Origin of the sequence: Fibrella aquatilis (assembly GCF_017353255.1) — a bacterium.
Lineage (GTDB): Bacteria > Bacteroidota > Bacteroidia > Cytophagales > Spirosomataceae > Fibrella > Fibrella aquatilis.
Window position 1 is genome coordinate 96,629 of the sequence record NZ_JAFMYU010000011.1, and the last position, 18,335, is coordinate 114,963.

At 51.4% G+C, this 18,335-nt stretch carries 17 protein-coding genes; 4 read left to right on the top strand and 13 right to left on the bottom strand.

Going from position 1 to position 18,335, the window contains the following annotated elements; all coding sequences use genetic code 11:
- Positions 1-100: 100 nt before the first annotated feature.
- The 6 genes from J2I48_RS14800 to J2I48_RS14825 form a co-directional block, all read right to left on the bottom strand.
- Entirely contained in the window at positions 101-3,388 is a 3,288-nt protein-coding gene (locus tag J2I48_RS14800; protein WP_207336245.1) for a type I restriction enzyme subunit R domain-containing protein, read from the bottom strand.
- Positions 3,389-3,508: 120 nt separating this feature from the next.
- The gene (locus J2I48_RS14805) at positions 3,509-4,858 is read right to left on the bottom strand and encodes a restriction endonuclease subunit S (protein WP_207336246.1); all 1,350 of its coding nucleotides are present in this window, start codon (positions 4,856-4,858) and stop codon (positions 3,509-3,511) included.
- Positions 4,855-5,901: a PDDEXK nuclease domain-containing protein gene (locus tag J2I48_RS14810; RefSeq protein ID WP_207336247.1), complete on the bottom strand. Its 1,047-nt coding sequence runs from the start codon at positions 5,899-5,901 to the stop codon at positions 4,855-4,857. The genes J2I48_RS14805 and J2I48_RS14810 overlap by 4 nt, the downstream gene beginning before the upstream one ends.
- 10 nt (positions 5,902-5,911) lie before the next feature.
- Positions 5,912-7,993: an HsdM family class I SAM-dependent methyltransferase gene (locus J2I48_RS14815; RefSeq protein ID WP_207336248.1), complete on the bottom strand. Its 2,082-nt coding sequence runs from the start codon at positions 7,991-7,993 to the stop codon at positions 5,912-5,914.
- A gap of 171 nt (positions 7,994-8,164) precedes the next feature.
- Positions 8,165-8,581 carry a DoxX family protein gene (locus J2I48_RS14820; protein WP_207336249.1) on the bottom strand — a complete coding sequence of 139 codons (417 nt, stop codon included), beginning with the start codon at positions 8,579-8,581 and terminating at the stop codon, positions 8,165-8,167.
- A complete protein-coding gene (locus tag J2I48_RS14825; protein WP_207336250.1) occupies positions 8,578-9,033 on the bottom strand; it encodes a VOC family protein in 456 nt (151 codons plus the stop codon). Before J2I48_RS14825 ends, J2I48_RS14820 begins: the two co-directional genes overlap by 4 nt.
- A 492-nt stretch (positions 9,034-9,525) precedes the next feature.
- Between J2I48_RS14825 and J2I48_RS14830 the strand changes: the two genes are divergently transcribed.
- Both J2I48_RS14830 and J2I48_RS14835 read left to right on the top strand, forming a co-directional pair.
- Positions 9,526-9,855 carry a hypothetical protein gene (locus J2I48_RS14830; protein ID WP_207336251.1) on the top strand — a complete coding sequence of 110 codons (330 nt, stop codon included), beginning with the start codon at positions 9,526-9,528 and terminating at the stop codon, positions 9,853-9,855.
- 84 nt (positions 9,856-9,939) lie between these two features.
- Positions 9,940-10,854 carry an ETX/MTX2 family pore-forming toxin gene (locus tag J2I48_RS14835; RefSeq protein ID WP_207336252.1) on the top strand — a complete coding sequence of 305 codons (915 nt, stop codon included), beginning with the start codon at positions 9,940-9,942 and terminating at the stop codon, positions 10,852-10,854.
- A gap of 102 nt (positions 10,855-10,956) precedes the next feature.
- Here J2I48_RS14835 and J2I48_RS14840 read toward each other — a convergent pair whose 3' ends face one another.
- The 7 genes from J2I48_RS14840 to J2I48_RS14870 all read right to left on the bottom strand — a co-directional run bounded on the left by J2I48_RS14840 (position 10,957) and on the right by J2I48_RS14870 (position 16,560).
- Positions 10,957-11,904, bottom strand: coding sequence for an SPFH domain-containing protein (locus tag J2I48_RS14840; RefSeq protein ID WP_207336253.1), 948 nt, complete (start codon positions 11,902-11,904; stop codon positions 10,957-10,959).
- A gap of 92 nt (positions 11,905-11,996) precedes the next feature.
- Positions 11,997-12,779: a hypothetical protein gene (locus J2I48_RS14845; protein ID WP_207336254.1), complete on the bottom strand. Its 783-nt coding sequence runs from the start codon at positions 12,777-12,779 to the stop codon at positions 11,997-11,999.
- Entirely contained in the window at positions 12,776-13,171 is a 396-nt protein-coding gene (locus J2I48_RS14850; protein ID WP_207336255.1) for a peptidase associated/transthyretin-like domain-containing protein, read from the bottom strand. The genes J2I48_RS14845 and J2I48_RS14850 overlap by 4 nt, the downstream gene beginning before the upstream one ends.
- A 38-nt stretch (positions 13,172-13,209) precedes the next feature.
- Entirely contained in the window at positions 13,210-13,572 is a 363-nt protein-coding gene (locus J2I48_RS14855) for a tellurite resistance TerB family protein (RefSeq protein WP_207336256.1), read from the bottom strand.
- A 2-nt stretch (positions 13,573-13,574) separates the two neighbouring features.
- Complete coding sequence (locus J2I48_RS14860) at positions 13,575-14,360, bottom strand: prohibitin family protein (RefSeq protein WP_207336257.1); 786 nt, start codon at positions 14,358-14,360, stop codon at positions 13,575-13,577.
- A gap of 98 nt (positions 14,361-14,458) precedes the next feature.
- On the bottom strand, positions 14,459-15,859 hold the full coding sequence (locus J2I48_RS14865; RefSeq protein WP_207336258.1) for a HAMP domain-containing sensor histidine kinase: 1,401 nt from the start codon (positions 15,857-15,859) through the stop codon (positions 14,459-14,461).
- A gap of 8 nt (positions 15,860-15,867) precedes the next feature.
- Positions 15,868-16,560, bottom strand: coding sequence for a response regulator (locus J2I48_RS14870; protein WP_207336259.1), 693 nt, complete (start codon positions 16,558-16,560; stop codon positions 15,868-15,870).
- A gap of 169 nt (positions 16,561-16,729) precedes the next feature.
- On the opposite strand from J2I48_RS14870, the gene J2I48_RS14875 reads away from it, so the two are divergent.
- Positions 16,730-17,518, top strand: coding sequence for a carbonic anhydrase (locus J2I48_RS14875; RefSeq protein WP_229376260.1), 789 nt, complete (start codon positions 16,730-16,732; stop codon positions 17,516-17,518).
- A complete protein-coding gene (locus J2I48_RS14880; protein ID WP_207336260.1) occupies positions 17,515-18,333 on the top strand; it encodes a DUF2490 domain-containing protein in 819 nt (272 codons plus the stop codon). Before J2I48_RS14875 ends, J2I48_RS14880 begins: the two co-directional genes overlap by 4 nt.
- Positions 18,334-18,335: the final 2 nt, after the last annotated feature.

An 18,335-nucleotide genomic window follows, 5' to 3' on the forward strand; every position in this document is an offset into this window, starting at 1 on the left:
GTGGAGTAGATTTTCGTCGAGAAAACACAAATTAAAGAAGGTAATTCTGAAGAAAAAGTACTTTTTCTTCAGAATTACCTTCTTTAATTTGTAGTATTTTTTAGATAGTAGGTAAGCTCAGTGTACGCTCGAAATCGTCGCAAAGTTGATTGACAATATCCTGTGTTTCACGGATAAAAAATTCTCCTAACTCTTTATTACGACGAATGAATTTACGATACAGTTTGGAAAAATCATCGTAGATTTCTTCAACATCAAAAGCAGTTCCACTATCTCGCATTTTAGCCATTACTCGCCGTCCGGCCTCGTCAGAACGTACGTAAGAGAAAAATAGCTCAACTTTGGCTTCAAAGTCATGAATCAACTCCTCAATAGCCTCTTCTTCCTGATTCCGTTTAGCAATCACATCTGAGATACTGAAGGTATATTTCCCAGAACTATATCCACTCTTTGGCTCTCCTACTACTGGCGGCTTCTGCCTGAGCTTTTCTTCATAATCTTTTGGTACAACAATACCAATCTTGTTATCAAAGTAAATATCCACGTCATCAACCAGTTCCTTACGTGGATGGATGTTGTTGTATTCGTTATTGTAACGTCTCCAGAAGGCCAAAAAATGTTCTTCAACAAATTTAGGCTCTACCAGAATGATGGTTTCAATGAGGTTAAGGATGCGGAAATAATGATTTAGGCGGCCTTTTAGGTCAGCCGCTTCTTTGGGCTGTTGTCTGATATAATCGGCGATGGCGTCTTCCAATGCCAAAATAATGCTGATGTCTTTGTCTCCACATTCATACCGAACAAAAGCATCGAAGTGGTTCACAAAAAGCACATGCTGCTGAAGATCTGCATAATAGACTGCCAGTTTTTCTTCGTTTCCTAATGGATCAAAATCACTGACGACAACATTACTAAAATGAGCGAATGCGTTTTGAATATTACGCACGTTGACATTCTTATACGAGAAATCAACAATCTTGCAGTCGTTTTTATATTTCGTAGTTCGATTAACGCGCGATATTGTCTGAATAGCGTTGATCCCTTCTATTTCTTTATCTAGAAATAACGTCTGCAATTTAGGTTCATCAAACCCTGTCTGTAATTTATCAACAACGATTAGCAATCCATTCTTTTTAATTGCAAAGTTCTGCAATACGATCTCCTCTGGCAAACCATCATTTAGTGAATTCGATGCCGGGTGCGTTTGCCCGCTTGAACTGTAAACAATATATATCGGAGCATCTTTGAAACGTTCGTACTTTTTCTGCTGGACTGCTTCTGCATAAAACTTATCGATCAACTGCTTGTACCGAATAGCGGCCCGGATGGATGAAACTGCCAACATGGCTTTCCCCGTGCCGCGAATACTGTGATAAACGCTGGTAACCAGTCGCTCAGTTACGAAATGTGCAATTGCCTTTATCCGGTCTTCATTTTCGTAAATCAGCTTTTTACGGATCGAGTATTTCTTTCCGTCTGCGCCAACGCCCGTGTCGGTGTTGTCGGGAATTTCCTGGGCGGCGTAGCCAGTGTCTCCTTCAAAACCTGCCAAAACGTTGTCGGGTAGCTCGAAATACATCTTGGCCGATACTGGCACCAAGCCCTTTAGCGGGTTCAGAATGTAGCCGTCTTCAATGGCTTCCCGCATGGTATAGCTGTCAAACGGTACCCATATTGGCTGGTTTTCGGCATACTTGGCAAATTCGCCGAAGCGGGCTAACGTGTGGTCGCTGGGGGTGGCTGTGAAGCCAATGATCAGGTTCTTTTTGGTGTGCTGTTTCAAGTAGGTATCGTTCCCATCGAACACGGTCTGCAACTCATCAAAGATGTTCATCATTCGTTCGTGCATCTCGCCCGCGTTGCTCCGGTGAATCTCGTCGATCAGAAAGGCTACTCTTAGCGTGGCCAATCTGGCTACCACGTCGGGCGTGAGCGCATCGGCCACTCCGCCAAACTTTTGCAGGTTGACTACCACAATGCGTTTGGCTCCGCTCAGTGCGTCCAGAAAAGTGGCCTTGTTCGTTGCTTCCACAAACATGCTCTTCTGGATGTTCATATTGTGCATCTTGGTATCGAGCTGATCGCGCAGTTGTAGCCGGTCTACTACCAACATTACCTTATCATAGACGTATTCACGGTCGCGGCGTAAGTCTTTGAGTTGCAGGGCCGTCCAACCAATTATATTGCTCTTGCCAAAGCCCGCCGCGTATTGTAACAGTAGGGAATACACGGTTCTGTTGTTCTGGAATTTCTGTCGCCGGGCTATCAACTCCTGAATCTGTACGTCGCCAACACCCAGATTGACGAGTTCCTGCCGGAGCTTGTTGATCAGATAATCTGGCTCGGCTTCGTGCGTGAGTAACTCATCGATCCGACTTAGAATTTTGTCGGCCCCAAACTTTTGCTTGGGCCGGGGGCTAATCAACCGCCCGTCCGAATGCTTGTACTCTTTCTGATTACTGCCTTCCGGCTTCACCAACTCGCGCTCGATGAAGTTGTAATACAAGATCTCCTTCTCGATCATGCGCTTGTCGTACAGCGCACGAAATACCTCTTCAAAACGCTCGGTACGGCTGGAGTCCGGTCGCCGAAGTGGGTAAGGCTTGAAGTCGGCCATTACCCGCTTCTGGTAGGTGTCAATATCATACGTTCCGTTGGCGAGAGTAGCCCGGAGTTCATCGAACTGACCGGCCAGACTACGCGTCACATAGGTGTCCTGCACGTCGGTGGCCGTGATGTGAATGGCTTTCTCAAACACCTTCAGAAAATCGCGGCGCAGGCTTTGTGCGGCGTCGTTCCCGTGGGCCAGTTCCAGGTACGACTGCACGGCCTGCCCGTAGTCGCGGGCCACTTTCCGCCGACCGTGGTCACGGGCATTCTGATTGGAATAATTACTTTTTAACTCGCTGTATCCCAAATAAATACCGTTCAGGAAAAACGTGAGATCGGGGCGGAACGAGAACCGCATCTTTCCCTCGTGCTTCTGGCTGTAGGGCAGTTCCTGCACCACGGCAAACAGGTTTTCATCAAATAGGCTGTCTTCGTGGGTTTCGGTGCCACTGGTATAAAACAGATGGAATTTGATGCCCTCGAACGTGACCGACCTGTTGTTATTGAAAAACACGGCCATGTTGGCCGACTCGGCAATACGGGTGCTCAGAAAGGTCATAAAGGCCGCGAGCAGGGCCTTTTCGCTCCCAAACTTGGGTAACAGCTTGCGGTAATTGTCACGGTTGATGGTAGTGTCGCGCAGGAAATTGGCGAGGTCTTCCACCACAAAGAAACTGGCCGATACCGTGTTGGCTTTTACCTCGTGGTAGCCCAACCCGTCGGGCCGCTGACACAAGAATTGGATAAGGTACTTTTCCTGAAGGTCGAGTTCGTTCATACTATCAAATAACCATCAAATAAGAGTTTGGTGACTGTCAATCAGTTACAGGTTAGAACTACCAATCCATCAAGTAACTGTCAAATAAGCGTCAAGATAGAGGGCTAAACAAACCTGGCCCTAACTTCCCTGCATAGCCACCCGAATCTGTCCCGTCACGACCTCGTTGATGAGCGTTTTGCGCAATTCGGCCAGCGTGCTGAGTTGCGCGTTGAGGTTGGCTACTGCCGCATCAATCGCCTGCGTTTTCTGGTCCAGGTACGTGGCAATGGCGATTTGCTCTTCAAGGGGTGGAAATGCAACAGGATGAACCTGTAAAAATGAAGTGGATATTCTTTTTTGACCTGCTGTGCCAACCATAAAATTCTCTGCTTTCCTAAGAAATCGCTCATTCCTTAAGAAGAGGTGTAAATACCTTGTATTGAGATATTTCTTCAAAACCCTGAAAACTATAAACTCGGTACTTCCAAATCCTAAATCATTCTTAAGACCTTCCACAATAACGCAGTTTCCATTTTCCATACAGGGTGTAATTTTAGCAAAAAGTATATCTCCGTTTCTAAAGGCAGTATAACCTTGATTTACATTGTTGTAATCTTCAAAGCCATACGATTTTATTGTGCCAAATTTTTCATCAATATTAGTCATTGGTAAGAATTCAACCTTATTACTGCTATCAGTTGGCCATACCTTGGAAGTACTTGGGTTAATAGCACATACATCTTTAATTCGCTTCACATCCCAATGCGTCGGAATCTGCCCAATCCACTCGATACCAGAATCTTTCAACGGAGCGGATTTGTCCAGTCCTCGGCAAACGGTTTCGTTGATAACCGCTTTACGTAGAGCTAGATAGGTTGCTATTTTATGTTGAAGCAAAGCCGTTTTCTTGTCAATTGCCGCCGTTTGCCAGTCGAGGTAATTGGCAATGGCGGCTTGTTCGGCGAGAGGGGGCACTACCAACAGGAAGTTATTAATATCTCGCTGAAACAAATGAGGAACTCCCTGACCGTCTTTTTTGAGTTTTATGATGTTCTGAATGTATTCCGAAGCTATCTGATAATAAATATAATTATTATCCAACGTCTTGTTAAACCTCATCACAGCTATAGAACTGTTTACGGTCCCAGGTCCTGGCATATGCTTGACTATGTTAACTATCCCAAGTGTGGAGCCGTCTTTCGCCAATAAAATATCATTTTCTTGAAGTATAATTTCAGGAGATTCTATAAATCGATCATGCGTAATATAATTCACATTATCATAGTCTATTTTTCTGCCCTTAATGTTTGGGGTTGCCAAGAAAAAATAACCGGAGTCTACATACTCAGAAGCTTTGAGAGCTTTCCAACCTACCCTAGCATTAACATTGCCCACATTTTTTACTCTATTCATCTTCCAGTGGGCAGGTACGTTGCCCAGCCAGTCCATGCCGGAGTCTTTATAGTTATCGTAAGGGGTAAAGGTCATGGCTGGTTATTGGGTTGTGTTTGCTGGCGGGCAATGGCAATGGCCCGGTGCAGTTTATCGATAAACCACTCTTTGGGGGGTAGCTCGGTAAGGTACTGCGCCACCCGTATGTCGGGCTGGTCGAGCATCAGCAGCTCAATATGTTCGGTGTTGCCTTCACTACACAGTAAGAGGCCCACCGGGGGCAACTCGCCGGGCTGCATTTCATGGCGTTGCAACCACCGCAGGTAGAGGTCCATTTGTCCCTTGTATTCGGGCCGAAACTTACCCAGTTTAAGGTCTATGGCCACCAACCGGCGTAGCTTGCGGTGGTAGAACAACAGGTCTACGTAGTAATCGGTATCATCGACCGAGATGCGTTTTTGGCGTTCCAGAAAGGCGAACCCGTTGCCCATCTCCATAATAAATTCCTGTACCCGCCCCACAATGGCCTGTTCCAGCGAGGCCTCGGTATACGTACCTGAGGCGAGACCTAAAAAATCGAGTACATAGGTGTCTTTAAACACCAGGTCGGGGCTTAAGAGGTCGGTTTGTTCAAGTTGGGTCAAGGCCTGACTGATAATCAGATCTGGCTGACGGCTAATGGCCGTTCGCTCATAGAGCATCCCATCCATTTGTTGTTGCAACTCCCGCACACTCCAGCGGTGGGTACGTGCCAACTGACTGTAGAACTCGCGTTTGAGTGGTTCGTTAACCGGGAGCAATAGCCTGAAATGGCTCCAGCTCAATTGTGCACACAGCGTATGCACAATTGAGCGGTCAGGAAACACGCCGGCCAGTTGCATACAGGTTCTCAGATGCCTGGCTCCCCATCCCTTTCCGATAGCCTGGGTTAGTTGGTCGGCCAGTCCACTAATTACTTGTTGGCCATACGCTGCCCGCTTGTTCTCCAGCAAATTCAGGTTAATGATTTGCCCAACCTGCCAGTAGAGCAGGGTCAGTTCTGTATTGACAGAAACGGCTACTTGCCTGCGCGATTGGTCGATCAGTTTTTTTATCTGCTCAAAAAGAGCCGCCAACGCTATAGAATCAGTCGATTGCATCGAAATTTGATTAGATGAGATCGTTTTCCAGGGCGCTCAGTTCGGCGTTGAGGGTGGCCAGGTCGTTCAGAATCTCGCCGATGGGGCGCAGGGTTTCGGGCTGGTAAAATACCTTGTTGAAATTAAGCTCTACGCCCACCATGTTTTCTACATACCGGAAGGGCCGCGTTACATAGCGAGCCATGAAGGCGTCGATGAGTTGCTGATTTTGCACCGGGTGGGGGTCATAGGCTACCACCTCATAGTCTTTCTGGTAGTCGGGCGTCAGCTCAACCGTGATCTCTATAGTGGCCGGGCTTTTCTTACCAAGCTTTTTATACGCGCTTTTAATCACGATTCGCCCACAACCGAGGGCCTTTTGCTGTCCATCGGGGCTTTCCTCCATCAGCGTTTCGCGGTCGGTATCGTACCAATACGTACCCGTGGCGGTGCCAACGTGCAGGTTTCCCTCCCGGTAGTCGAGTTTGCCAACCATCGGGCTGATAACCTCCAGAAAGTAGTCGTTGAGCGAATCATATTGGCTCTTATCAACCGTTGTGATGCGGAACGTGTCGATAATACTCGTTTCGTTGCCCGACTCGTCGGTTTGACGAATCCAGGTTGGTGTTAATCGGCGTGATTTGGCGCGGGTTTCGTGGCCCAGCAAGTCTTTCTTAACGGGCAACTGCGCCTCAAACGAGCGGCCCTCATCGTCTACGTTGGTCAGGATAATCGCCTGCCGGTTGTAGTAGAAATGCCATTTCGGAAACACCCGTGCTATGTCTGTGTCCTTGAAATCGGCCAGGGTTTGCACAATGATGGCCCGATTTGGCGGGTCCATCTCCCTACGCTTTTTTCCTTTGCTTTTCTTCAATGGCCGAAACAGTTCGCTGGCGTTGATGAGCATCAGGTGGTCGGTCCGGTCGGCGGGTTTTCGTTTATTAAACACCCACAGGTACGTATAGATGCCGGTGTTGAAAAACTCGTCGGTCGGCAACTGGATGATGGCCTCTACCCAGTCATTGTCCAGCATCCACTTGCGAATATTGCTTTCGCCGCTGCCCGCGTCGCCGCTAAAGAGCGTAGAGCCGTTATGCACCACCACACCCAGCCCGTCGCCGTCCAGTTGTGAGAGGATATGCTGGGTAAACAGAAACTGCCCGTCAGAAATAGAGGGGTAATCGTGAAATCGTTGCGTCTGATCGTTCTCAATGTCAGCCTTGTAGCCCTTCCAGTCTACGCCGTAGGGTGGGTTCGCCACCACTACGTCAAACTGTTTGTCGCTAAACGAGAGGTTGGTCAGCGTGTTGCCATACCGGATATCTGAATCAGTCCGAAACCGGCTTTCAATCTTGGCGAGGGCATAGAGCGAATCGCTCCAGTCTTCGCCGTAGGTTTTGGTGGGTCGGTCGGTACGGGTTTTAATTTGATCTTCAACGCCAAACAGCAGGTTGCCCCCGCCGCAGGTAGGGTCGTAAATAGTTAGGAAGCGGTCGTTGTCGGGCGGTAGTTTATCGGCAATGAGTTCGGCAATCAGCGCAATAATGTCGTCGGGCGTGTATTGTTCTCCAGCCGTTTCAGCAGAGATATCGGCCCACTTCCGCTTAATGTGTTCTTCGAGGGTGGTGATCTCGGAGTTGTTGAAGGGCGTCAGGTCTATCTCGCTCCATTTTTTGACTGTATCAAATAGGACTCGCTTTTTCTTTAGTTGCCCGCTCACGCCGGAGATGTCAAGAAATTTCTCTTCTTCGGTGCCTCTGTCAACACCAAACAAACTTCGTGTTTGCAGATCAAACGATTTTAAGTAGGCGTGAAAATCCGTGTCGAATGACTTGTCGTTCTTGCAAATGTCTGCCAGCGTCTTCCCCTGCCGGATTACGTAGTCATTGTAGCCAATACCTGATTCAATGAATTCTTCGATGAAGGAGTCAACATCATCCTCGAAGTCTTTTTTTAATTCGGTTGCCTCCCGAATTAGTCGGCTCTCAACCATGATGAGCGCGAAAAACGGCATCATGTATTTCGGGAAATCACTCTGCTTGATACCGGCCCCGATCAGCAGATCGGCTGTAGCCCACACTTTGGATTCGTACTGAAGAATATTGATACTCATTGACAGGTTGTTACAAGTTAGTCGTGCTCACGACCCAGACGCAGGCTATTGGACTACCTCAAAAATACAGTAAAGAGACTAAACCCACCATTCCACCACCCATACCAAACGCGCAATGCCCGGCTTCTTCCGAAGCCGGGCATTGCGCGTTTGAGGCCTTTCAGATTAGCACTAGCGACCAGCTACGGCTGTTTCTGGGCGAACGACGCTGCGGTTTGTAGACTGTGCTTGCGCCCGTTTGTGGGCATAGGCGTAGGAGATAAACCCAACCAGCGGGATTATGAAAATGGGTGCCCACATAACGGGCGGCTTCCCACTCATGGCAATGGAATAGATCGCCCCTAGCACGTCGATGATGAGGCCGGCGTAGGCCCATTCGCGGAGGCGGGGGTAGCCAGGTAGCAGAATGCCGATGACCCCAAACAGCTTGGCCCAGCCCACCAGCGGTATGAGGTAGGCTGGCATGCCAATGTCTTTGAATCCCTGCACGGCGTCGGGCATAACCAGGATGTCGGGGATGGCCGAGCCAAACATAAAGAAGGCAAACAAGCCGGTGGCAATCCAGTAGATGATGTTGGTCTTTTTCATGATAAGACGAATTGGTTATTGGTTTGATAATCAGTTGGTTGTGCTGACTTCGGATGGCTAAAATTCAGGTACCAGTGGAAACCGAACTGATCGGTGAGGTCGCCGAAAGTGCTACCCCAAAAAGTATGTTCCAGTGGGTGCAGTACCTCGCCCCCTTCGGCCAGGCGGGCAAATTTTTCGTGGACGTCGGCCTCGCTATCGCATTCGATCATCATGGAAACGGCGTGACCAATGGCCTCGTCAAGCGCTAAATCAGACGCCATCAGCACGGCCCCGTCAAGCTTCAGGTCGGCGTGCATGATATGCTCGCTCATGTAGGCCGGGAAGTGCTCGGCCATGGGCGATTCGCCAACGGCTAGTAACGTCAACTCGCCGCCGAGGCATTGCTGGTAGAAGGTCATGGCCTCGCGGCAGTTGCCGTTGAAGTGCAGGTACGCGCTGATCTGTGTCATAGTCTTTGTTGTTTAGTGGTTGGTTAACGAATTAAAAATACGGCCTTTTGCCGGGCCAGAAGGGGGGCATACGTGGCAACTTGAGGGGGGTATCGTGCCATTCGTCCGGTGCTTGTTGGCGGGACGGCCACGGCTTCTGAAGCGGCTACGGTCAACGATTTCTCGTTCACAACCGGCTGACGCGAAAAATTAATAGTAGCCGATATAACTAATTTGAAAGATTGATAAGAGTTACAAAATAAAGTTCATTTTGCGAACATGATACCCACCAATAAATTAAACATACCGGCTGGTAAATCTTAAAAATAATAACATGCTATTATTTAAATATATAACTGACAGATTACTGTTACCGTCTGGTAACTCTTTAATTAATAGTAAATTATCTTTTCCAGCTTGCAGCCGTCAAACCAATTAAACTGGTGTCAGAGAAGTTAAAAACTTACTCTGTACTGGTATAAATTATTTTCAACCAATTAATCATTCACGATTATGCCACTGCAAAAAATTGGAAAAATGAGCCTGAAAAATTCAGGCGGTTTTGTAGCTCGTGTACAGTTTAGCTACCTGGATGACAACGGCGAGAAAAAACTCACCAATCAGAGCGGAGACCTCACGCTGGGGTTCGAGCGGACCTATGACCCCGGCGATATGGGTGTGCCCGACGGCTCTATGGTATACATGCACGTGTTTGTGGTGTGGGGCACCGACAACGAGGCAAAACGCGCCTTTCTTTTCGAGAAAGGAAACGTGTCGGTGGCTAGCTACAACATCAGCGGCACTACCCTCAACAACGACCTGGGGCTGATTGATATTCGCTGACCGACGCTGTTGCCTAAATAGCTCACGGGCTGCTCAATAGGCTGCCTGTGAGGCATTTAGGCAACCCGCTAACCACATACTCCCATGAGCTTAAAATTTCTGGACAAGCATATTGTAGGGGCCATTATTGTCGATGCGTTTCAACAGGAGCTGAACACCGAAAAAGACCCCGCCGATGGCCAATGGTTCACTAACGGACCAAGCAACAATGGCGGCCTGTATGGCAATCTGGCCGATGCGCTGGCCTCTGCATTGGTATTTTTGCCCAACGAAGTGGTGCTGACCCCGCGTAAACTGGCCGCCGCTACGGCCACCGTCGATAACCGTAACGGGCTAACACCCAAGCAGACCGTGACGCTGACCTACTCTACCACCGACACGGCCACCACCTCGCACACCACCACTAACGCCCTGAAACAGGGCCTCAGCGTGACCATTAAGGCTTCCGGCAAATTTATGGGGGTTGGTCTTGAGGTGTCTACGCAGGTGAGTACCGAGTATTCGTACAGTTGGAGCGATACAAAAACCGAGTCGAAGGCCGAGACAAAGCAGTTTTCGCAGTCAGTGCCAACCGACGTGCCAGCGGGCAAGGTGTATCAGGTGGTGCTCACCTGCGATAAGACCGACCTCAAGGCGCCCTACCACGCCGACATCATCATAACGGGTAAGGCTACGGCTAATTTCGCCTCACCGGTGAACGGCCAAAAGACCTGGGCTATTGATGCCGGTACGCTCTGCGAATGGATCAACAAGTATGGTTCGGCCGGTGACGAATCGTCGATGTATATGCGCGACCCGGCCAACCCAACCCAGGGTTTAATTCGGATGAATGGACAGTTAACGTCGGCTGTTACGGCTAATTTTAGCGTAAATACATACGACGTTACCGACACGTATAATGCAACGGGAAAACCACCCATTGAAACAAATCAGACCTTTGCCGGTAATGAATTAGATAAACTAGGTCAAAAACTTAATAGCAAGAAAATTGGCAATTGAGTGATTGGCTTGTTTTGATTTTTCGAGAGAAATAAGCAGCGCCAGTTATCGCAAATTTATTTGCAATAACTGGCGCTGCTTATTTTGTTAAAACACACCTAGTTATTCTGGCTTCACAATAGCCGCTACTTCGGGGATGGTGTTCATTTTTTCAACGGCCAGGAGTTGTTTCATGGTTTTGTCCATGCCTTCTGTCGAGCCGTCGAGGAAGATTACATTGCCTTTGCTGTTTTCGGCGAAGTGCTTAATGGCTTCCGTCCAGATGGAGAACAGAATTAGTGAAGCGTCGAGCTTGGCGGCGTTCATCACCTTGGCCGATTCGGCCATACCCTTGGCCACCTCTTCGCGGAACAAGGCCACGCCCTGACCGCGCAGTTGCGAGGCTGTTTTTTCGGCTTCGGCCGAGATCTTAATGGCATTGCCTTCGGCTTCGGCGGCTTTGGTTTTGGTAATCAGCAGGGCCTGCCCTTCGTTTTCGGCGGCGGCTTTCAGGTTCGACGACGCCACCACCTGCGCCATCGAGCGCATGATGACCTCATCGAAGGCGATGTCGTTCAGTTGCAGGTCGGTGAGGTGGTAGCCCCACGATTCAAGCAGCGTATCGATCTGAGACTTCACGTGTTCGATAATCTCGGAACGCAGCGACAGAATCTCCGACTGCCGTTTGGTAGCTACAAAACTACGGATCGACCCTTCGATGGTGCGAATCAGCGCTTGCATGAACGAGGTTTCGTCGATGAATTTGAAGGCCACGTTTTTGATCGTCTCTTCGTCCTGGTTCAGCACCGAATATACCAGCATGGCCTTGAAATTGACGTTGGCCTGGTCGGCGGTGATGGCCTGAAACGCCAGTTCGACCGAGCGGTTCTGGATGGAGATACGGCGGTAGATCAGCTCGATAAACGGGATTTTGAAATTCAGCCCAGGCCCCATTACGCGGGCATACTTGCCGAAAACAGTAATAACAGCCACCGTGCCCTGCTGGACGATGACGACGGATAGGTAGACGACAAACGCCGCCAGCACAAAAAGGGTAGGCCCAAAAACCATGTTGATAAGTGGTTAAAACAAGCGATGGAATGGGCGCAAGGTAGTAAGCCGACGGGGAGAAACAAGCAGGCGCAGACCACGTTTTAGGGGCCTTAGTGTACCAAATCCCAGCCAAGAATGTTGATCTCCAGCACCAGCCCGGCGGGTTTGGGCACATTGGGGTTGGCCAGCAACACCCCCGCACAAAACTGCACCCGTCTGGCAGGCCAGTACATGGCCCCCACCACCCCCGACGCCTGGTCGTGCCGCCCCGAAATCCAGTCGCCCATTAGGTACCAATGGTCGTCGAGTTTCCATTCGTAGCCCAGCATTAGCCCTACGTTATTGCCTGGCCCCACATAGGCTGAGTTGGTCACGTAGGGGCCTACCAGCACCCGTTTGCCTGGCTGAAATGAGTAGCCCGCCAGCGCATAGGTGAACTGGTGCAATGCCCGCCGGTCTACCAGGCTGCTGAGGTTGGTGCCCACCTGCGTACCTACGTTGAGGTTCATGCGTTCGTTTAGCACAAACTGCTTCTGCAACGTGCCCATTACCACTGGGTAAAGCGGCCCCTGCGTACGCTGGTCGTTGTGCATAAGCTGCCAGTTGGGCCGGAAGTTTAGCCCCTTGCCCACCACGTTCACCCCAGCGTCCCACCCTTTGCCCAACCCATAGACAAAGTGCCCTTTCGACTCGAACCGGCTGGTGTAGAGGTTGATCTGGTGCTGATAGAACACCTTGTTTTTGGGCGTGATGTCGCCAGAGGGAATATTGAACAGGTTTTGCTGGGCTACCGCCGCTATTGAACTGATAATCAGTAATATAAGTGGTATTATTTTTTGTGCCAGTCGCCCTTTGATCAGCGGCTGGCACGGTGAATGATGCTGGGTTGTCATTGCGGATCTACGTTGCGGATGAGTAATTGGCGACCACTGCGAGCGGACTGTTTACCGGTCAGCACCAACTCATTGGCCCTGATGAGGTGCCGGTCATGAAGCTCCAGCCGGTAGGTTCCGGGGGGTAAGGCCGCGAGGCCAAACCGGATGGTCGCCTCGGTGGTGGTTGGGCTAACGAGCCGGTAGGCCATTACCGCGCCGCTTTGGTCAACCAGCCGGACCAGTGCCGGACGCCGGGCGGGTTTGTCGAGGATGAGTTGCACCCACGAGGCGTCGTTGGCGGCCCTGACGCGCTGCTCCATTGGCCAATCGGTGTCGGCCCGGAACTGCGAATAAATGAAAATGGGGGCGGACAGCAAGCCCACGAAGAGCCAAAATTTCATGGATTTCATCTTGATAATCAGTTTATTGAGTTGTTCATTGAGATTGGTCAGAGCCTGCGAATCGCGCGCCGGAACTGCCGGATAAACAGCTGCTCCTTACGTGATATGTCGTCGTGGGCATCGGCCACCCGGATGAGGATATTGACGAAGTGTTTTTTGGTCGCTTCGTCAAATTCGGCCCGTTTGTCGGTGAGGCGGCGCATACCAAACGCATAAGCTTCGTCAACGGTCTCGTTGGTGTTTTCGCGGAGGAAAAACGTGTAAAGCGCTACGTCGCCGTGGGGTACGTCGGCCAGCAGTTCTTTCACGGTCTGTTGCTCTTCGAGCTGGAGCCGACCGTCGAGTTTGGTAAGGGCGTAGACGATACTGCCTAAACCCATGTACAGATCGGGCGATGGAGGCATGGTCATGGTTAGTTAAGGGCGTTAGGGTTCATCATCAGGGGCGTATCGCCGTTGGTAATGATGACTTTGCTGTTGGGTGAACTGGCCAGTTTATTAAAGGCTTCGATGGCCTTAAACCGAATGAGCATGGGCGTAAGCCCCTCATTGATAATCTTTTGTGCGTCGCGGGTGCCCTCGGCGGCAATGGTCTGCCGCAGGGCTTCCTGCCGTTCTTTTTCCAACACAAACTGCATTCGTTGCGCGTCCTGTTCGGCTTCGAGCTTGTCTTCGATAGCCTTGGTCAGTCCGGGCGGTAGCGTAATGCTTTTCAGCAGCACCGACTCGACCACAAAACCCCGGTCTTTTAACTGCGTCATCATCAGTTCCCGAATAGACCGCTCAATATCGGCCCGCTGCCCGGAGTGCATGTCTTTAGCAAAATAGCGCGACGACACGTCGGTCACCGCCGACCGGAAGACGGGCAAAATCACTACTTCTTCGTAGGCCAGGCCAATGGACTCTACAATTTTAGGCGCGTAATTGCCCTCTACCCGATACAGAATCGAGATATCAGACTGTACCGTGAGACCTTCCTTCGACGGCAGCGGTGCCCGCACTTCAATGTTCATTGTACGGGCCGGCACTTTGATAATTGTCGTTACCAAGGGGTTAAACACCCTGGCGCCTTCGCGCAGGGGGACCGCGTTGATGCGGCCCAGGCTTCGCTTCACGCCCACTTCGCCTTGCCGTACCACCGTGCAGCTACTGAGTAGCCCAAGGCACAGGCCGCTGATTACCAACAGGTTCGTTTTCATGACTTTATTTGTTTACCGTAGGCTGAGTAAATGCACTGTGTGCCGTGGCCTACGTAACAAAGGTCTATTACCCAGATTGGAGTGAAATTAGTGCCGTCTTAGATGTGCATTAGAACGGACTGAGGCCTCTCCCGGCGTGGGAGTGTTACAGTAAAGGTGGTGCCCGTTTCGGCGGTCGATACCACCGAAAGTTGCCCCTCGTGCAGCCGGACAATGCGGGCTGCCAGCGATAGGCCAATACCGTGTCCCGCCACTTGCCGGGCGTTGGTACCCCGCCGAAACGGCTTAAAAACTGTGGGTAGCTCATCAGCCGGAATGCAGGGACCACCATTGGTAAAGTCAATCCGCACTGACCGGTCATCTGCTGTTAACCGGACGCTAACCCGGTGGTCGGGCGAAAATTTGCCGCCGTTTTCCATCAGGTTATACAGCGCCGTTCGGAGCAACGATTCATTAGCGGGCACCTGCCAGTTGGCGTCAGCGTCAGCAGCAGTGGTCTCCAGGGCTATGTCAACGCTATAGCTTGGTTGAAGCCGCTGGTAGTCTAGTTTGAGTTGTCCCAGCAGCTTATCTATGGGTAGATCGACAACGGGGGTTGTTACTTCGTTAAGGTCCAGCTTGGCGAGGCTGAGCAGGCCATTGGTCATTCGGTTGAGCCCCCGCACATCATCGAGCACCGAAGCAATGACGGCGCGGAGTTCCTGCGGGTCGTCGTCGTTGGCGAGCAGGGCAACGTCGAGCTGACCAGTAATGGCCGTGAGGGGTGTGCGCAACTCGTGCGAGGCGTTGGATACAAAGGTTCGCTGAGACTGGAAGGCCTCTTCCAGCCGGTCGAGCATCTGGTTGAACTGCCGGGCCAGTTGGGTTAATTCGTCGTCGTGTGGTCCTTCCGGCAGGCGCTGATTCAGTTGCGCAGCCGTCACGGCGTCGATCTGGCGGATGACTCCCTGGAGGGGCCGGAGCAATTGACCCGCGAAGACCCAGCCCGTGGCAAAGACAAGGCCCATGCTCAGCAGCCAGCCAATGCCCAGCATCAGGGCTAAGTTGCGTTGTTTACTGTAGCCGTATTTATCTACTGCCGAAGCCACAGCTACGTACTGACGCCCATTTAGCAAAAAACGGCTACCCGCCACCTCTCGCTCACCTACCTGCCAGTAAGTGTTGTCTGCCTGTCGTATCTGCGCCAGCATGGCCGGGTCAACGGCCAGGTAGTCGGTGCCACTTTCATATACGATCTGGTTATGGTCGTTATAAATGATGATCTCCTCCTGGTTGAGTACTGTTATCTGGTGCTGATCCAGCAACTTAAACAGATCGGGACCAATTGGATTGTTGCCCAGCATCAGTTCGGCAGACGTCTGGGCTTCTTCGTGCAGCCGTTCCCGGTATTCGCGCTGCCGGTGCTGCTCGGCTACCACGTAAATGACAAGGCAAAACAGCAACAGCAGTACTGCCACCACTGCCGTGAAGAAGAGCGTGAGCCGGGTACGTATGGTCATGCCCATGTTTAGTTAGCCCGCAGTACGTACCCTAGCCCAATCACCGTGTGAATCAGTTTCGTGGAAAACTCCTTGTCGATCTTGTTGCGTAAGTAATTGATATACACATCAATAACGTTGGTGCCCGTGTCGAAGCTAATGTCCCAAACCTGCTCGGCAATGTCGACCCGCGACACCACCCGGCCCTGATGGCGCATGAGGTAGTGGAGCAGCGTGTATTCGCGGGCGGTCAGGATAATGGTCTTCCCCCCCCGCCGGGCCACCTTTTCATAACAGTCCAGTTCCAGGTCGGCCAGGGTCAGGATGCGCTCGGTGTCGTCGGGGGGGGCACCCCGCCGCAGCAGCACCCGCACCCGCGCCAGCAGTTCCAGAAAGTCGAACGGTTTGGCCAGGTAGTCATCTACGCCCGCCTCAAACCCCATCAGCTTGTCGGCGGTGGTATCGAGCGCGGTGAGCATCAGGATGGGTACGTAAGTGTCTTTCCGGCGGATGTATTGCGCCAGTTCCAAGCCGTTGACAAAGGGCAGGTTAACGTCGAGAATGGCCAGGTCGTAATGTGCTGACCCAAAAAGCCGCTTGCCTTCCCGCCCATCGGCGGCAACGGTCACGGAGAAAGCCTGCGTTTCTAAGCCCTTTTTGAGAAAATGGGCCACCTTGGTCTCATCTTCGACAACCAGGATAGACGGTTTCTTGCTGTTCATGATGCGGCAAAAATAAAAGATAGTATTACTATCATAGATAGTTGCTTCGGTCTTCTAATGAGGTTCTAACCTTGTCCTAATAACACGCTAACAAGCCGGATAGACTTTTGCGGGTGTCTATAACGAGGCAGTACAGTTGCATTTTTTAACACCCAAACACACAGTTGCCATGATGCTCCGACACCTGATTGTCGCCTGTTTAGTACCATTACTTGTCCACACCCACGCCATGGCGCAGTCGAAACGGGCTAAATCCCGGGCTGCTACCGCTACCGAGACTCCGTTCGACTCGACCAAATGGCGGGCTGATCATTATGTTGTCAACCGCGATTCAGCTTACGCTAACCCCCAGATCGCGCTTCGGAAATTGATGGGAGGCAACCGGCGGTTTGTGGAAGACAAAAGCATCCGCCCCCGCCAGGGCCGCTCCACGCTGATCGGGTCGGAAAAAGGCCAAAAGCCGTTTGCCATCATTGTGGGTTGCTCGGACAGCCGCGTGCCCAACGAGATTGTGTTCGACCAGGGCGTGGGCGACCTCTTTATTGTGCGCACGGCCGGGCAGGTAATGGCCGCCGCATCCTACGGCAGTATTGAATATGCTTTGGCAGTGCTGGGTTCCAAGCTAGTGGTAGTGATGGGGCATCAGGCCTGCGGAGCCGTCGACGCCGCCATTAAGCGCCCCGACGTGCCGGGCCATATCGTTACGCTGGTCAACAGCATCAAGCCCGCCGCCCAGAAAGCCAAAGCCATGGGCGGTAACCTGCTCGAAAACGCCATTCGGCAAAACGTGATCGATCAGGTTATGGAATTGCGCGACCTAGACCCTATTTTGAGCAAAAAATACCAGAAAGGCGACATTCTGATTGTGGGTGCCGTATATCAGCTGAGCACGGGCAAGGTAGAGTTTTTGCCCGAAACCCTTAGCAATCTGCCCGATTTCCGCGCCTCATCGAAATGACGTACGCTGCTTACAAAACCAGTCGGCATTGGTGTCTGGTGGCCCAATGCTGGCTGCTGCTACTGGCCCTGCTCAGCGGGGGGCCACTGGTGGCCCAAAACACCCGCCTGACCGACCGCAACACCATTGGCTGGTTGACAAACACCACCACGCTTCAGTTTGCCGACCGTTGGAGCGGGCACCTGGAATACCAGTTTCGGCGCGATAATTTTCTGCAAAGTCCGCAGCAAAACCTGTTTCGGACGGGGGTTAATTACCGGGTCAGTGACCGGCTCACGCTGCGTGTCGGCTACGCCTGGGTCGAGACGTTTGCCTACGGGAATTACCCTATTCAGGCCGCCGGGCGCACGTTTCCCGAACACCGACTCTACCAGATGGCCACATTGACTAACCCCGTGGGACGGGTTGATATCAGCCACCGGTTTATGTTGGAACAGCGCTGGATTGGCCGGTTTCTGACCCCCGAAAGCCCCCGCCCCGACGAAACGGTCTACGTGAACCGGCTGCGGTATATGGTGCGTGGGCAACTGCCGCTGAGTAAGGTCAGTTCGTCAGCAGGAGGAAAAACGGCCTACGTGGCCGCTTATAACGAGGTATTCATAGGGTTTGGTGAAAACGTAAACGAAAACGTGTTCGACCAAAACCGACTGGGCCTGCTGGTGGGGTATAGGGCTAGCCCCACGTTTCGGGTGGAAGGCGGTTTTCTTCAGCAGCTAGTGCAGTTGCCCCGCGAAATAAATGGCCGCAATGTGTTCCAGTATAACAATGGCTTCATCCTCAATACAGTTGTCAACCTGGACCTGCGCCGCCAATAAGC

Bases quoted from the DNA above. Each gene is read 5' to 3' on its own strand.
- J2I48_RS14825 (WP_207336250.1), bottom strand. From the start codon at position 9,033: ATGACACAGATCAGCGCGTACCTGCACTTCAACGGCAACTGCCGCGAG.
- J2I48_RS14805 (WP_207336246.1), bottom strand. From the start codon at position 4,858: ATGACCTTTACCCCTTACGATAACTATAAAGACTCCGGCATGGACTGG.
- J2I48_RS14855 (WP_207336256.1), bottom strand. From the start codon at position 13,572: ATGACCATGCCTCCATCGCCCGATCTGTACATGGGTTTAGGCAGTATC.
- J2I48_RS14845 (WP_207336254.1), bottom strand. From the start codon at position 12,779: ATGACAACCCAGCATCATTCACCGTGCCAGCCGCTGATCAAAGGGCGA.
- J2I48_RS14835 (WP_207336252.1), top strand. From the start codon at position 9,940: ATGAGCTTAAAATTTCTGGACAAGCATATTGTAGGGGCCATTATTGTC.
- J2I48_RS14830 (WP_207336251.1), top strand. From the start codon at position 9,526: ATGCCACTGCAAAAAATTGGAAAAATGAGCCTGAAAAATTCAGGCGGT.
- J2I48_RS14840 (WP_207336253.1), bottom strand. From the start codon at position 11,904: ATGGTTTTTGGGCCTACCCTTTTTGTGCTGGCGGCGTTTGTCGTCTAC.
- J2I48_RS14820 (WP_207336249.1), bottom strand. From the start codon at position 8,581: ATGAAAAAGACCAACATCATCTACTGGATTGCCACCGGCTTGTTTGCC.
- J2I48_RS14810 (WP_207336247.1), bottom strand. From the start codon at position 5,901: ATGCAATCGACTGATTCTATAGCGTTGGCGGCTCTTTTTGAGCAGATA.
- J2I48_RS14875 (WP_229376260.1), top strand. From the start codon at position 16,730: ATGATGCTCCGACACCTGATTGTCGCCTGTTTAGTACCATTACTTGTC.
- J2I48_RS14865 (WP_207336258.1), bottom strand. From the start codon at position 15,859: ATGACCATACGTACCCGGCTCACGCTCTTCTTCACGGCAGTGGTGGCA.
- J2I48_RS14800 (WP_207336245.1), bottom strand. From the start codon at position 3,388: ATGAACGAACTCGACCTTCAGGAAAAGTACCTTATCCAATTCTTGTGT.
- J2I48_RS14880 (WP_207336260.1), top strand. From the start codon at position 17,515: ATGACGTACGCTGCTTACAAAACCAGTCGGCATTGGTGTCTGGTGGCC.
- J2I48_RS14870 (WP_207336259.1), bottom strand. From the start codon at position 16,560: ATGAACAGCAAGAAACCGTCTATCCTGGTTGTCGAAGATGAGACCAAG.
- J2I48_RS14815 (WP_207336248.1), bottom strand. From the start codon at position 7,993: ATGAGTATCAATATTCTTCAGTACGAATCCAAAGTGTGGGCTACAGCC.
- J2I48_RS14850 (WP_207336255.1), bottom strand. From the start codon at position 13,171: ATGAAATCCATGAAATTTTGGCTCTTCGTGGGCTTGCTGTCCGCCCCC.
- J2I48_RS14860 (WP_207336257.1), bottom strand. From the start codon at position 14,360: ATGAAAACGAACCTGTTGGTAATCAGCGGCCTGTGCCTTGGGCTACTC.